The 13,299-nt window shown below is 66.6% G+C and carries 12 protein-coding genes; all 12 read left to right on the plus strand.

What is annotated here, in order from left to right:
• The first annotated feature begins 12 nt into the window (after positions 1 to 12).
• The 12 genes from ispD (at position 13) to AACH32_RS06540 (ending at position 13,298) form a co-directional block, all read left to right on the plus strand.
• Positions 13 to 1,179 carry a 2-C-methyl-D-erythritol 4-phosphate cytidylyltransferase gene (gene ispD / locus AACH32_RS06485; RefSeq protein WP_338605967.1) on the plus strand — a complete coding sequence of 389 codons (1,167 nt, stop codon included), beginning with the start codon at positions 13 to 15 and terminating at the stop codon, positions 1,177 to 1,179.
• A 34-nt stretch (positions 1,180 to 1,213) separates the two neighbouring features.
• A complete protein-coding gene (gene cysS, locus AACH32_RS06490; RefSeq protein ID WP_338605968.1) occupies positions 1,214 to 2,716 on the plus strand; it encodes a cysteine--tRNA ligase in 1,503 nt (500 codons plus the stop codon).
• Between the two features lie 16 nt (positions 2,717 to 2,732).
• A complete protein-coding gene (locus tag AACH32_RS06495; RefSeq protein ID WP_338605969.1) occupies positions 2,733 to 3,452 on the plus strand; it encodes an abortive infection system antitoxin AbiGi family protein in 720 nt (239 codons plus the stop codon).
• 11 nt (positions 3,453 to 3,463) lie between these two features.
• Positions 3,464 to 4,066 carry an NAD(P)H-dependent oxidoreductase gene (locus AACH32_RS06500; RefSeq protein ID WP_338605970.1) on the plus strand — a complete coding sequence of 201 codons (603 nt, stop codon included), beginning with the start codon at positions 3,464 to 3,466 and terminating at the stop codon, positions 4,064 to 4,066.
• Positions 4,063 to 6,111: an excinuclease ABC subunit UvrB gene (gene uvrB / locus AACH32_RS06505; RefSeq protein WP_338605971.1), complete on the plus strand. Its 2,049-nt coding sequence runs from the start codon at positions 4,063 to 4,065 to the stop codon at positions 6,109 to 6,111. Before AACH32_RS06500 ends, uvrB begins: the two co-directional genes overlap by 4 nt.
• Positions 6,108 to 7,010, plus strand: a complete 903-nt coding sequence (locus AACH32_RS06510; RefSeq protein WP_338605972.1) for an alpha/beta fold hydrolase — start codon at positions 6,108 to 6,110, stop codon at positions 7,008 to 7,010. Before uvrB ends, AACH32_RS06510 begins: the two co-directional genes overlap by 4 nt.
• 83 nt (positions 7,011 to 7,093) lie before the next feature.
• Positions 7,094 to 8,953, plus strand: coding sequence for an excinuclease ABC subunit UvrC (gene uvrC / locus AACH32_RS06515; RefSeq protein ID WP_338605973.1), 1,860 nt, complete (start codon positions 7,094 to 7,096; stop codon positions 8,951 to 8,953).
• A 27-nt stretch (positions 8,954 to 8,980) separates the two neighbouring features.
• Positions 8,981 to 9,442 carry a Sec-independent protein translocase protein TatB gene (gene tatB, locus AACH32_RS06520; protein WP_338605974.1) on the plus strand — a complete coding sequence of 154 codons (462 nt, stop codon included), beginning with the start codon at positions 8,981 to 8,983 and terminating at the stop codon, positions 9,440 to 9,442.
• A 93-nt stretch (positions 9,443 to 9,535) separates the two neighbouring features.
• Positions 9,536 to 10,291, plus strand: a complete 756-nt coding sequence (gene tatC, locus AACH32_RS06525) for a twin-arginine translocase subunit TatC (protein WP_434062353.1) — start codon at positions 9,536 to 9,538, stop codon at positions 10,289 to 10,291.
• An 83-nt stretch (positions 10,292 to 10,374) separates the two neighbouring features.
• The gene (locus AACH32_RS06530; RefSeq protein ID WP_338605976.1) at positions 10,375 to 10,989 is read left to right on the plus strand and encodes a molybdopterin-dependent oxidoreductase; all 615 of its coding nucleotides are present in this window, start codon (positions 10,375 to 10,377) and stop codon (positions 10,987 to 10,989) included.
• A gap of 291 nt (positions 10,990 to 11,280) precedes the next feature.
• Positions 11,281 to 12,669: an anthranilate synthase component I family protein gene (locus AACH32_RS06535; RefSeq protein ID WP_338605977.1), complete on the plus strand. Its 1,389-nt coding sequence runs from the start codon at positions 11,281 to 11,283 to the stop codon at positions 12,667 to 12,669.
• On the plus strand, positions 12,666 to 13,298 hold the full coding sequence (locus AACH32_RS06540; protein ID WP_338605978.1) for an anthranilate synthase component II: 633 nt from the start codon (positions 12,666 to 12,668) through the stop codon (positions 13,296 to 13,298). The genes AACH32_RS06535 and AACH32_RS06540 overlap by 4 nt, the downstream gene beginning before the upstream one ends.
• Position 13,299: the final 1 nt, after the last annotated feature.

The raw sequence follows: 13,299 nt of genomic DNA on the forward strand, positions 1-13,299 counted from the left end.
CTTAGGGGTTTTATGCAAGGCATGGTGGTGGCGGTGGTGCCCGCCGCCGGGGCGGGGACCCGCCTGGGCGGGGAGCGCCCCAAACAATTTTTGCCCCTGGCCGGGCGTCCCCTGCTTACCCGCACCCTCATGGTGCTGGAGGCCACGCCCCAGGTCCAGGCGGTGGTGGTGGTTTGCCCGCCCGGCGCGGAGGATGAAACCTGGCGCGCCTGCGTGGAGCCCTACGGCCTGGCCAAGGTGGCCGCCGTGGTGCCCGGCGGGGCCCAGCGCCAAGACAGCGTGGCCGCCGGGGTGGCCCGGGCCGCCCGTTTGGGCGCGGAGTGGCTGGTGGTGCACGACGCGGCCCGGCCCCTGGCTCGGCCCGAGTTGTTCGCCCGGGTGCTGGCCGCCGCCGCCCAGACCGGGGCGGCCATCGCTGCGGTGCCGGCGGCCGACACGATCAAGCAGGCCGGGGAGGGCGATCTGGCCCAGTCCACCCTGGACCGCTCCCAATTGTGGTTGGTGCAGACACCCCAGGTTTTCCGGCGCGACCTGCTGGAGCGGGCCCTGGCCCAGGCAACGGCGGATGGCTTTTACGCCACCGACGAGGCCGGTCTGGTGGAGCGCATGGGGGAAAAGGTGAAGCTGGTCATGGGCAGCCGCGACAATTTGAAAATCACCACCCCCGAGGACCTGGCCTTGGCCCAGGGGATCATGGGCCCGGCCATGCGGGTGGGGCAGGGGTTTGACGCCCACCGCCTGGCGCCGGGCCGCCGCCTGGTCTTGGCCGGGGTGGATATCCCCCATGAGACCGGGCTGCTGGGCCACTCCGACGCCGACGTGGCCGTCCATGCCCTGATGGACGCCCTGCTGGCCGCCGCCGGGCTGGGGGACATCGGGCAGATGTTCCCGGACAGCGACCCGGCCTACAAGGACGCCGACAGCATGGAGCTGTTGGCCCGAGTGCTGGAGCGCCTGGCCGCCCAGGGTTGGCGGCCCGCCCAGGTCAGCCTGACCATCCTGGCCCAGCGGCCCAAGATCGCCCCCCACTACCCGGCCATGCGGGCCAAGCTGGCCCAGGCTATGGACCTGGAGACCGGCGAGGTCAACCTGGCGGCCAGCACCACCGAGGGCCTGGGGTTCGTGGGCCGCGAGGAAGGCCTGGCCGCCTGGGCCACAGTGGTGATCGCCCCTCGATAAAAAACTCAACCTGCCTGCGTAAGCGGAGAAGCTGATGTCCCTGGTTATCTACAACACCCAGACCCGGCAAAAAGAAGAGTTTCAGCCCCTGGTGCCCGGCCAGGTGAGCATGTACGTGTGCGGGGTGACGGTCTACGACTCGCCCCACATCGGCCACGCCCGCTGTTACGTGGCCTTTGACGCCATCCACCGCCATTTCCGCTCCAAGGGGTGGAAGGTCGCCTATGTGCGCAACTTCACCGACATCGACGACAAGATCATCAAGCGGGCGGGTGAAACCGGCCAGGATTGGCGGGAACTGACCAAGGACAACATCGCGGCCTTCACCCGGGCCATGGAAGCCCTGAAGGTGCTCCCGGCCACCCAGGAGCCCCGGGCCACCGAGCACATCCAGGGGATCATCGACTCGGTGCAAAAGCTCATCGACAAGGGCCACGCCTATCCCGTGGAGGGCGGCGATGTGCTGTTCGCGGTGAACAGCTTCCCCGAGTACGGCAAGCTGAGCCACCGGGAGCTGGACCAGATGCAGGCCGGGGCCCGCATCGCGGTGGACGAGCGTAAGAAGAACCCCGTGGACTTTGTGCTGTGGAAGGGCTCCAAGCCCGGCGAACCCTCTTGGGACAGCCCCTGGGGGCCGGGCCGTCCCGGCTGGCACATCGAGTGCTCGGTGATGAGCCAGGAGTACCTGGGCGCCACCTTTGACATCCACGGCGGCGGCGAGGACCTCCTGTTCCCCCACCACGAGAACGAGGTGGCCCAGTCCGAGGCGCTCAACGACCAGCCCTTTGCCCGTTACTGGATCCACAACGGCTTTGTCAGGGTGAACCACGAGAAGATGTCCAAGTCCCTGGGCAACTTCTTTACCGTGGACGACATCCTCAAGACCGTGAAGCCCGAGGCGCTTCGGCTGTTCCTGCTGTCCAAGCACTACCGCTCGCCCCTGGACTTCAGCGACCAGGCCCTCAAGGAGGCCGGGCAGGGCCTGGAGCGGCTCTACCTGGCCCTGCGCGAGTCCGCCCCGCCCGCCGACCTGACCCTGGCCCAGCGCCTGACCCGCCCCGAGGAGCTGGAGTGGATGCGCGAGATCGACGGCCACGCCGCGGAGTTCGAGGCGGCCATGGACGACGACTTCAACACCCCCCGCGCCTTGGGAGCCCTGTTCAGCCTGGCCAAGACCGCCAACCGCCTGGCCGCCGCGCCGGAGCCGGCCCCCCGCCAGCCCATGCTGGGCAAGGGCGGGCAAAAGGAGGTCTCGGCCAAGCAGGCGCTGCTGGCCCTGGCCGCCGCCCGCCTGAAGCAGTTGGGCGGCCGTTTGGGCCTCTTGGGCGAGAACCCGGTGGAGTTCTTGCAGTCCAGCGCCCCGGAAGCCGGGGATGGGCCGGACCCGGCCCATATCGAGGATCTCATCGCCCAGCGGGCCCAGGCCCGCCAGGACAAGGACTTCGCCACCGCCGACCGCATCCGTGACGAGATCACCGCCCTGGGGGTGGTGTTGGAGGACAGCCCCACCGGCACCCGCTGGCGGCTGGCCGAATAAAAAAAGGAGCCCGGCCATGAGCATGCAGCGCTACGTCAGCGATGAACTGACCCACTTCGTGGGCCGCAGCTTCCGCCATGAGTACAACGCCCATGAGCAGCAGTTCGAGCTGTTGGTGCGAATCCTGCGCTCGGGCACCCTGGGCAAGAACGTTGACGGCCGGGTGGCCTTTCAGCCGGACATGCCCTTTTCGGGCAACGAGGCCTACCGCTCCAACGTGGTGTGCTTCTCCGACATCCCGGTGCCCGACCTGGGCATCCACATGGGCAAGTTCAGCCGCTTCGGCCTGTCGTTTCGCAAGAAGTTCCTCATCGAGCGCGGGGCCAACCCGGTGTATTACGTGGCCCGCAACTCCCTGATCACCGCCCCCGAGGGCCGGGCCAAGACCCTGGCCGCGTTGTTCGACGAAAAACACGACCAGCTCTGGGCCTTTTACGACGCCTACAAGAGCGGCCAGGCCGCTCCGCCAGAGGGCGAGGCCCGGCCGGGCGAGCCCCCCGACCTGACCGACCTGTTCAATTTCCTGGTCTACCACTTCTTCAGCTTCGTGAAGTTCTACGAGGAAGGCCTTCCCCCGGCCGACGAGAAGAACTACTACATGGAGCGGGAGTGGCGGGTCTTCGGCAACCTGGGGTTCGAGATCGGCGACGTGCGCCGGGTCATCTTCCCCGAGCGCTTCGCCCGCTCCTTCCGGGAGCGGGTGCCCGACTATTACGGCGAGATCACCTTTTCCTAGGAGCAAGCGCCATGCAGCTTCTGGTGGTGCTGGCCCATCCCGATCCGGCCAGCTTCAACGCGGCCATCGCGGACACGGCAGTGGCCGCCCTGCGCGGCTTGGGCCACGAGGTGGTGCTGCGCGACCTCTGCGCCGAGGGCTTCGACCCCCTGCTGGGCGCGGGGGAGATAAGCGAGCAGGCCGAGCTGCCGCCTTCGGTGGAAGCGCACTGCCGCGACCTGGAGCGGGCACAGGGCATCGTCATCGTGCACCCCAACTGGTGGGGCATGCCCCCGGCCATCATGAAGGGCTGGATCGACCGGGTGTTTCGTCCCGGCCGGGCCTATCGTTTCCTGGAGGGCGACGGCGGGGAGGGGGTGCCCCAGGGCCTGCTGCCCGCCAAGGCGGCGGTGGTCTACAACACCGGCAACACCCCGGCGGCGCGGGAGCTGGAGGCCTTCGGCGATCCCCTGGAGCGCCTGTGGCGCGACTGCGTGTTCGGCCTGTGCGCGGAGCTTGAGTTCCACCGCCGCCTGTTCGGGGTGGTGTGCCTGAGCGACGCCGCCCAGCGGGCGGCCTGGCTAAAAGAGGTGGAGCAAGACATGGCCCGCCTTTTCCCGGGGGAGGGCGCATGAGCCGGGAAAGCGACTTCACCTCCCACTGGTGGCGCACCGCGCCCAGCCGGGCCGACTTCGAGCTGGTGAGCGAGTTCTCCCCCCAGGGCGACCAGCCCCGGGCCATCGAGGAGCTTACCCACGGCCTGGCCGAGGGGATCAAGCACCAGGTGCTCCTGGGGGTCACCGGCAGCGGCAAGACCTTCACCATGGCCAACGTGGTGGCCAACGCCGGCCTGCCCGCCCTGGTGCTGGCCCCCAACAAGACCCTAGCCGCCCAGCTCTACGGCGAGTTCAAGGCCCTGTTCCCCCACAACGCGGTGGAGTACTTCGTCTCCTACTACGACTACTACCAGCCCGAGGCCTACATCCCGGCCAGCGACACCTACATCGAAAAGGATTCGTCCATCAACGAGCGCATCGACAAGATGCGCCACGCGGCCACCTATGCCCTGCTCTCCCGCCAGGACGTGATCATCGTGGCCAGTGTGTCGTGTATCTACGGCCTGGGCTCGCCCGAGGTCTATGCGGACATGATCGTCTATTTGGAGCAGGGCCAGGAGGCGGACCGCGACGAAATCCTGCGCAAGCTGGTGGAGATGCTCTACGAGCGCAACGAATACTCCTTTCACCGGGGCACCTTTCGGGTGCGCGGCGACACGGTGGAGATCTTCCCCGCCTACGAGGAAGACCGGGCGGTGCGCATCTCCTTTTTCGGCGACGAGGTGGAGGAGATCGCCTTCATCGACCCCCTGCGCGGGGTGGCCCTGGAGCGGGCCCCCCGGGTGACCATCTTCCCGGCCAGCCACTACGTGACCAACGAGACCATCCGGGTGCAGGCCATGAGCGCCATCCGCAGCGAGTTGGGCGAACGCCTGGCCGAATTCGAGGCCCAGGGCAAGCTCATCGAGGCCCAGCGCATCCGCGAGCGCACCCTGTTCGACCTGGAGATGATGAAGGAGCTGGGCTACTGCCACGGCATCGAGAACTACTCCCGCCACCTCACCGGCCGGGCTCCGGGCCAGGCCCCGCCCACCCTGCTGGACTATTTCCCCAAGCGCTGGCTGTTGATCGTGGACGAGAGCCACATCAGCATGCCCCAGGTGCGGGGCATGTACTTCGGCGACCGCTCCCGCAAGGAGACCCTGGTGGAATACGGCTTCCGCTTGCCCAGCGCCCTGGACAACCGGCCGCTGAACTTTGGCGAGTTCGAGACCCACACCGACCAGATCGTCTACGTTTCGGCCACCCCGGCCGACTACGAGCTGACCCAGGCCGAGGGGGTGGTGGTGGAACAGATCATCCGCCCCACCGGGCTGATGGACCCCGTGATCGAGGTGCGCCCCGCCTCGGGCCAGGTGGACGACCTGTTGGGTGAACTGCGCCTGGTGGTGGGACGGGGCGAGCGGGCCCTGGTGACCACCCTGACCAAGCGCATGGCCGAGGAGCTCACCGAATATTTCGACGAGATGGGCCTCAAGGTGCGCTACCTGCACAGCGATATCGACACCATCGAGCGGGTGGAGATCATCCGCGACCTGCGCAAGGGCGTGTTCGACGTGCTGGTGGGCATCAACCTGTTGCGCGAGGGCCTGGATTTGCCCGAGGTGAGCCTGGTGGCCATCCTGGACGCCGACCGCGAGGGCTTCCTGCGCTCCACCCGCTCGCTGATCCAGACCACGGGCCGGGCGGCGCGCAACGTTGACGGCCGGGTTCTGCTCTACGCCGACAAGGTGACCGATTCCATGGCCCAGGCCATGGAGGAGACCGAGCGGCGGCGGCAGGTGCAGATGGAGTACAACCAAGAGCACCACATCACCCCGGTGAGCATCAAGAAGGCCATCGGGGCCATGCTGCCCCATGAGCTGGAGGCCGACTACACCACGGTGCCCCTGGCCGAAACCGGCCCGGAGCTGGAGCCCGAGGAGATACCCCAGGAGATCGCCCGCCTGCGCCAGGAGATGGAGCAGATGGCCAAGGACCTGCGCTTCGAGGAGGCGGCGCTGATCCGCGACCAGATCAAGGAGCTGCAGGCCCAGGAGTTGGCCTGGAAGGAATTGGCATGAAGCGTTGCTGGAAGATAGTGGCCGCCTGTTTGCTGGCCCTGGCCATAATGCTGCCCGCCCTGGCCTCAGCGGGGCCGGGGGCCTACGCCACCCTGGACGGGCACAAAGTCTATTACACCGACCAGGGGCAGGGTGGGCCCGCCCTGGTGCTTATCCACGGCTGGTTGTGCAACCAAAAGTTTTGGCGGGAGCAGGTGCCCGCCCTGGCCAAGGGCCACCGGGTCATCGCCCTGGATATGATCGGTTTCGGCCAAAGCGACGCGCCCCGGGTGAGCTACACCCAGGAGCTCTTGGCCCGCTCGGTGCTGGCGGTGATGGACCAGGCCGGGGTCAAGAGCGCGGTGCTCATGGGCCACAGCATGGGCGCGGCGGTGGCCCGGCGGGTGGCCTTGCGGCATCCGGATAGAGTGCGAGGCATCATCTCCATGGACGGGGCTCTGGACCGGCCGCCCCAGGACCCGGCGGCCCGCGAAAAATGGCTGGCGGAGGCGGCCGCCTTTGGCGCCCAGTTCGCGGGCCCTGACGGCCAGTCCAAGGTGAAGCCCTTTTTCGCGGCCATAGAGGGCCCCAACGCCCCGCCCGCCCTGCGCCAGTGGATTCTGGCCCAGGCCCTGGCCACGCCCTGGCACGTGGGCCAAAGCTCCATGGCCGAGTTCATCAAGCCGGCCAACTGGGATATGCAACCTAGCCAAGTGCCCGCTCTGGCCATCGTCGCCCTGACCCCTTATGTGCCGCCGGATCAGGAGCAGCAGTTGCGCGTCCTGTTCCCCAGTCTGACCTACCGCACCGTCGACGGGGTGGGGCATTTCCTCATGCTGGAGAAGCCGGAAGTGGTCAACCCCCTGATCCTGGAGTTCGTGGACGGCGAGGCGATGAAGGTAAGCCAGGCGGGAAAGTAAGAGAAAAGAGTCTCAGGGCAATCGTGTAGGTTGGGTGGAGCGAAGCGAAACCCGACAAAAACTAATCACGGCTAGAGTAGCGCTTGGCCACCACGCAGACCACAGACAAGCCCCGTGGCGCCGAGGTCATAAAACAGGCCCTGGCCCACGTGCCCCTGAACCCCGGCGTGTACCTGATGAAGGACGCCCGGGGACGGGTGATCTACGTGGGCAAGGCCAAGCATCTCAAGAACCGGCTGACCTCCTACACCCGCCCGCCCGCCGGCCCCACCTGGTACGCCAACAAGGTGGCCACCATGGTCAAGCAGGTGGCCGCGGTGGATTTCGTGATCACCGCCAGCGAGAAGGAAGCCCTTCTGCTGGAAAACACCCTGATCAAAAAGCACCGCCCCCGCTACAACGCCGACTTGCGCGATGACAAATCCTACCCTTACTTCCGCCTGAACCTGGAGCACGACTTCCCCCGCCTGTCCCTGGTGCGCCGCCCCAAACTCAGCGACGGGGCCCAGTATTACGGGCCCTTCGGCAGCGCCGGAGCAGCCCGCCAGACCATGTACCTGTTGCAGCGCATCTTCCCCCTGCGCCGCTGCTCGGACCACACCATCCGCAACCGGGCCCGCCCCTGCCTGGACTACGAAACCGGCCGCTGCCCCGCCCCTTGCGCCGAGAAGATAAGCAAACAGGACTACGCCGGGCTGGTCAAACAGATGCAGGCGTTTTTCGCGGGCCAGGGCGAGGAGCTGGCCAAGCGGCTGCACGAGGAGATGGACCAGGCGGCCCAGGCCGAACGCTTCGAGGAGGCGGCCCTGTTGCGCGACCGTTGGCAGGCCCTGAGCCGCACCCTGGAGCGCCAGCGGGTGTCGGCCCCCCAGGAGGAGGACCTCGACGCGGTGGCCCTGCACCACAGCGAGGAAGGCGTGCGCCTGGCCCAGGTGCGGGTGCGCGGGGGGCAGGTGGTGGGCAGCCGGGTGCACGACCTTAGCCGGGCCGCCCAGGAACCGGGCGAGACCATGTCCCAGGCCTTGCTGGCCCTGTACGAGGTGGCCGTGCCGCCGCCGTTGGTGCTGGTCTCCCAGATGCCCGCCGACCCTTCGCTGGTGGCCGAGGTGCTGGGCGAGAAAGCGGGGCGCAAGGTGGAGCTGCGCCTGCCCCAGCGGGGCGAGAAACGCAAGCTAATGGACATGGCCCAGCTCAACGCGGCCCAGCCCCGCCACGAGGGCCCCGGCCCGGCGGCGGCCCTGGCCCGCCTGGGCGACCGGCTGGGCCTGGAGCGGCCGCCCGAGACCATGGAGTGCCTGGACATCTCCCACCTGGGGGGCAGCCTCACCGTGGCCGGGCTCTCGGCCATGCAGGGGGGCGCGGCGGACAAGAACGCCTACCGCCGCTACAAGGTGATGGGCGGCGAGGGCGGGGGCGACGACTACGCGGCCATGGCCCACGTCTTGGCCCGCCGGCTGGGCGGCGACGACCCTCCGCCGGATCTGCTCATCGTGGACGGCGGCAAGGGTCAGTTGGCCATGGCGGTGCAGGCCCTGGCCGCCGCCGCGCCGGAGCACCCCCCGGCCCTGGCCTCCATAGCCAAGGGCCGCGCGCCCGGCGAACCGGATCGCATTTACCTGCCGCTGCGCAAGAACCCGGTGAACCTCAAGGCGGGCGATCCGGCGTTGCTGTTGGTGATGCGCCTCAGGGACGAGGCCCACCGTTTTGCCATCAGTTACCACCGCCTGCTGCGCAAGAAGGCCCTTACCCGCTCCATTCTGGAGGAGGTGCCGGGCATCGGGCCCAAGAAGCGCTCCCGTTTGCTCAAGAGCTTCGGCTCACTGGCGGCGGTGAAAAAAGCGGGGCCAGAGGAGCTGCAAGACAGGGGAGGGCTGGACCAAACCACGGCGCAACGCCTGGCCTCTTTTTTGGCCGCCCTTGACACTGCCCATGGGCCAAAGTAGACTTCGGCTGAATTATAGGAGGGTTGCATGTTCGGCATCGGCATGCCCGAGCTTCTCATAATTTTGGTGGTCGCCCTCATCGTGGTGGGCCCCAAAAAGCTGCCGGATATGGCCAAAAGCTTGGGCAAGGGCCTAAGCCAGTTCCGCAAGGCCGCCGATGAGATCAAGGAAGAGTTTTCCGAGCACGAGACCTATCAAGACCTCAAGGGCCTGAACAAGTCCTTCCGCGAGACCCTGGACGAAGTCAATCCCCGCAAGCTTCTGGACGAAGTGAACCCCTTGGTTACCCCCAAGGAGCCCACCCTGGACCTCTCGGGGCGCGACGCCCTGATGAAGGAAATCAAGAAGCAGACCGAGGATCCCCAGGAGCAGGCCTCCGTGGAGGTGGCCCAGGCCCCGGCCCAACCGGTCGAGCCCCCGGCGGCGGAAAACCCCAAACCGGCCCCAGAACCCCAGACCACCCCCAGCCCAGATCGCAAAGAATCCTAGATGTCGGACCAGGAACAGACTCCAGGGGCCGCCCCGCCGGACCCGGAAGAGAATCGCTACGCGCATCCCGATACGGAGGATGACGATTCGCGCATGCCCTTCCTGGCCCACCTGGAAGAGCTGCGTTCCCGCCTGGTGCGTTCGGCCATCGCGGTGGGGGTGTGCTTTTTAGGCACCTATCTGTTCAAGGAAGAGCTTTATCAGGGCCTGGCCCAGCCCCTGAAGGCGGCCATGCCCGCCGGGGCCAAGCTGATCTACACCGCGCCGGCCGAGGCCTTTTTCACCTACCTGAAGATATCCCTCTTGGCGGCCATCGTGGTGGCCTCGCCGATCATCTTCTATCAATTCTGGCGTTTCATCGCCCCCGGCCTTTATGACCACGAGCGCAAGGCGGTATGGCCCTTTGTCCTGGTCTCCTCGGTACTGTTCATGGTGGGCTCGGTGTTCTGCTACACCATGGTGTTCCCCTACGCCTTCCAGTTTTTCATGAGCTTCGCCACCGACGACATCGTGCCCATGCTCAGCCTCAAGTCCTATCTGAGCTTCAGCGCCACCCTGCTGTTCGCCTTTGGGGTCATCTTCGAGATGCCCCTGGTGCTGGTGTTCTTGGGCCGCATCGGGGTGGTGAGTGCCAAGGGTCTCAAGAAAAATCGCAAGTACGCCATTCTCATCATGTTCGTGGCCGGAGCCATGTTTACCCCGCCGGACGTGGTCACCCAGATCATGATGGCCGTGCCTCTGATCATCCTCTACGAGATATCCATCTGGATGGTGGTGGCCACGGAAAAGAAAAAGGCCGAGCGCCAGGCCGCCGAAGAGGCCGAGTTCACCAACGACGAGGAACAATAGGCGTCTATCCACCGCCCTTGACCCTCCCCGGCGCAATCATTAGCTTTTAAGTAAGAAATAGGTTTTTCGAGGGAGGATGTGCCATGCTCAAGGCGGCCGGTCTGGCCCTGCTCGCGCTGGCTCTCGTCTGCGTCCCGGCGGCGGCCCAAGACGAGATCAAGACCTACGACGGGGTGAAGCTCAGCCCCTATCATCGCGACTACGACAACTCCATCCGCGGTCCCCAAAAGGTGGCCCAGGACACCTACCGCCTCAAGGTGGAGGGACTGGTGGGCAAACCCCTCAGCCTGACCTACCAGCAGGTGCTGGCCTTGCCCACGGTCAAGGAGGTGGTCAAGATGCCCTGCGTGGAGGGTTGGGACGAAATCCTGCTCTACCAGGGGGTGCGCCTGCGCGACCTGCTGGCCCTGGCGGGGCCCCGGCCCGAGGCCACCTGGGTCATGTTCCACACCGCCGAGGGCTATTCCACCGGACTGCCCCTCGAGTACCTGCGCGGGGACAAGGTGCTGTTAGGCTATAAAATCAATGGCTTGTCCCTGGACGCCAATCGGGGGTGGCCCTTCCAGCTGGTGGCGCCGGGCAAACTGGGCTACAAGTGGGCCAAGTGGATCGTGCGCCTGGAACTGACCGCCAAGCCCCAGGAGGGGTTCTGGGAAAAGCGGGGCTATTCCAACACCGCCGACGCACTGCGGCGCTGAGCCGAAAAATTTGCCCTTGACAAAAATCGGTCAAAGGCCATACTGAACAGCATCACGGGAGTTGTATACGAAATGCAAAGGATCCAGACCAACCAGGAAGGCACGAGCGCCCGCCCCATGGCGGCAGCCGCCGGCGCCCCTGTGTTCGGGGTCTGGTTTTATTGGTGGCGTTCACCGATGACGGTGTGCTCCGCCGGGAGGAAACCAGCTTAGGTCCTTAAACTCCCACGCTTAACAGCGAGCCCACCGTCAGATTGACGGTGGGCTTTTCTTTTGCCGCGAAGGATGAACATGGGAAGCTTGCAAGCCTATACCAAGGAGCTTTTGGCCGACGCCGACACCCCGGTGTCCGCCTATGTGAAGCTGTGCCAGGGGGAGGAGACCTCCTTCTTGTTCGAAAGCGGGGAGGGGGTGGACTCGGTGGGCCGCTACTCCATCGTGGCCTGGGAGCCCCTGCGCACCTTGCGTTTACAGGGCGGCCAGACGCTGGTGAGCAACGGAAACGGGGAGCAGGCCCGGCCCGAGGGCGAGTTCTTCGCGGCGGCCCAGGAGCTTAGCGACGCCCTGGCCGTGGAGGACTTGCCCGAGCTGCCCTTTGTGGGCTCGTTCATGGGCTATGTCAGCTACGAGGCGGTGCGCCTGGTGGAAAAACTGCCGCCGGTAGAGCCCCACCGGCTGCCCGTGGCCTGGCTCTGCTTCCCGGCCTGCTTCGCGGTTTTCGACCATCTGCACCGCCGCCTGATCCTGGTGGCCCTGGCCGACGGCCCCGAGCGAGGCCGGGCCAAGCTGGCCGAGATCGTGGAGCGCCTGCACCGGCCGGCCCGCCTGGTCTCCCCGCCGGGGAGGTTCGAAGTCAACCCGCCGGCCAAGGAGCCCTTCATGGCCGCGGTGGAAAAGGCCAAGGAGTACATCATGGCCGGGGACATCTTCCAGGTGGTGCCCTCGGCCCGCTTCACCGGCGAGACTGACATCGACCCCCTGGCCGTGTACCGCTGGCTTCGGGTCAAGAGCCCCTCGCCCTACATGTTTTTCCTGAAATACCCCGGCTTCTCCCTGGCCGGCTCCTCGCCCGAGACCCTGGTCAAGGTCAAGGAGGGCCAGGTGTATCTGCGGCCCATCGCGGGCACCCGGGGCCGCTCGGCCGATCCGGAGAAGGACCTGGCCCTGGAGCGGGAGATGATGAGCTCGGTCAAGGAGCGGGCCGAGCACGTGATGCTGGTGGATTTGGCCCGCAACGACGCCGGGCGGGTTAGCCGCTACGGCACGGTGCAGGTGAGCCCCTACATGACCGTAGAGCGCTACAGCCACGTGATGCACATCGTCTCCCAAGTCATCGGCCGGGTGGAGCCGGAGCTCTCGGTATGGGACGCCTTCCAGGCCTCCTTCCCGGCGGGCACCCTGTCCGGCGCGCCCAAGGTCAGGGCCATGGAGATAATCAACGAGCTGGAAGGAGTGGCCCGCGGCCCCTATGGCGGGGCGGTGGGCTGCTTCGGGCCGGGCCAATACATGGATACCTGCATCGGCATCCGCATGATGCTCTTCGACCAGGGCCGCTACACCCTGCAGGCCGGGGCGGGCATCGTGGCCGACAGCGACCCGGCCATGGAATACGAGGAAATCTGCCACAAAGCCGCCCAGGGCCTGGCCGCCCTGAAGCTGGCCTCGGAGGGATTGGCATGATCGTGGTAATCGACAACTACGACTCCTTCACCTACAACATCGTGCAGGCCTTGGGCAGCCTGGGCTGCGAGCTCAAGGTGTTTCGCAATGATGCCGTTCAGGTGGAGGCAATCGAGGAACACGCGCCCGAGGCCATGATCATCTCGCCGGGGCCGGGGCGCCCCGAGGATTCGGGCATAACCCTGGCGGCCATCGAGCGCTACGCGGGGAGCTTCCCCATCCTGGGAGTCTGCCTGGGCCACCAGGCCATCGCCCAGGTCTTCGGGGCCCAGGTGGTGCGTTCGGGCAAGCCCATGCACGGCAAGGTCAGCGAGGTGTTCCACGACGGCAAGGGCCTGTTCCAGGGCCTGCGCAACCCCTTCCTGGCCTGCCGCTACCATTCGTTGGTGGTGCCCGAGGCCAGCGTGAGCGCGCCTCTGGTAATATCGGCCTACACCATGGAGGGTGAGGTCATGGGCCTCAGGCACCGGGAGCTGCCGGTGGAGGGGGTGCAGTTCCACCCCGAGTCCATCGCCACCGCCCAGGGCATGACCCTGTTCCAAAACTTTTTGCGCCAACACCTGGGCGAGGCCGCCGGCAAGGGGCGCACCCAAGAGCGCGCCGCCCAAGCGGCCCCAGCGCGGGTTTAAA

Source organism: Desulfoferula mesophila (assembly GCF_037076455.1).
Lineage (GTDB): Bacteria > Desulfobacterota > Desulfarculia > Desulfarculales > Desulfarculaceae > Desulfoferula > Desulfoferula mesophila.

Bases quoted from the DNA above. Each gene is read 5' to 3' on its own strand.
- ispD (WP_338605967.1), top strand. From the start codon at position 13: ATGCAAGGCATGGTGGTGGCGGTGGTGCCCGCCGCCGGGGCGGGGACC.
- cysS (WP_338605968.1), top strand. From the start codon at position 1,214: ATGTCCCTGGTTATCTACAACACCCAGACCCGGCAAAAAGAAGAGTTT.
- AACH32_RS06495 (WP_338605969.1), top strand. From the start codon at position 2,733: ATGAGCATGCAGCGCTACGTCAGCGATGAACTGACCCACTTCGTGGGC.
- AACH32_RS06500 (WP_338605970.1), top strand. From the start codon at position 3,464: ATGCAGCTTCTGGTGGTGCTGGCCCATCCCGATCCGGCCAGCTTCAAC.
- uvrB (WP_338605971.1), top strand. From the start codon at position 4,063: ATGAGCCGGGAAAGCGACTTCACCTCCCACTGGTGGCGCACCGCGCCC.
- AACH32_RS06510 (WP_338605972.1), top strand. From the start codon at position 6,108: ATGAAGCGTTGCTGGAAGATAGTGGCCGCCTGTTTGCTGGCCCTGGCC.
- tatB (WP_338605974.1), top strand. From the start codon at position 8,981: ATGTTCGGCATCGGCATGCCCGAGCTTCTCATAATTTTGGTGGTCGCC.
- tatC (WP_434062353.1), top strand. From the start codon at position 9,536: ATGCCCTTCCTGGCCCACCTGGAAGAGCTGCGTTCCCGCCTGGTGCGT.
- AACH32_RS06530 (WP_338605976.1), top strand. From the start codon at position 10,375: ATGCTCAAGGCGGCCGGTCTGGCCCTGCTCGCGCTGGCTCTCGTCTGC.
- AACH32_RS06535 (WP_338605977.1), top strand. From the start codon at position 11,281: ATGGGAAGCTTGCAAGCCTATACCAAGGAGCTTTTGGCCGACGCCGAC.
- AACH32_RS06540 (WP_338605978.1), top strand. From the start codon at position 12,666: ATGATCGTGGTAATCGACAACTACGACTCCTTCACCTACAACATCGTG.